Raw genomic sequence first — 530 nt, forward strand, 5'->3', positions numbered from 1 at the left:
GCGACGATCTTGCCGGTCTGGCCGACCTGGTAGTCGTTCGGCACGTAGCCCGCATCCACCGCCGCGCGCGATGCGCCCAGTGCGGCCGACAGCTTGTCGGCCAGCGGCTCCAGCACCTTCGTGTAATTCTCGCCGCTGCCCAGGCCGCGGCCACCCGACACGATGATCTTCGCGCTGGTGAGTTCCGGACGGTCCAGCTTCGTCACTTCACGGCTCACGAACTGCGACTTGCCGGCGTCTGCCGCCGCTTCGATCTTCTCGACCGCTGCGCTGCCGCCTTCCGCTGCAACCGGATCGAAGCCCGTCGCACGCACCGTGATGACCTTGATCGGATCGCTCGACTGCACCGTCGCGATCGCGTTGCCCGCGTAGATCGGGCGCTCGAACGTATCGGCTGAAACGACCGCCGTGATGTCCGAAATCTGCGCGACGTCCAGCTTCGCGGCGATGCGCGGTGCGATGTTCTTGCCGTAGGCCGTCGCCGGCGCGAGGATGTGCGAGTAGTCCTTCGCGATGTTCAGCGCGGTCGC

The 530-nt window shown here is 66.8% G+C and carries 1 protein-coding gene; it reads right to left on the bottom strand.

Annotated features, from left to right (window positions below; all coding sequences use genetic code 11):
• A partial coding sequence (locus tag U5771_RS35310) for an electron transfer flavoprotein subunit alpha/FixB family protein (protein WP_322028199.1) occupies positions 1-530 on the bottom strand: 530 nt, incomplete at both ends.

It is taken from the genome of Burkholderia sp. BCC1977 (assembly GCF_905339595.1).
Lineage (GTDB): Bacteria > Pseudomonadota > Gammaproteobacteria > Burkholderiales > Burkholderiaceae > Burkholderia.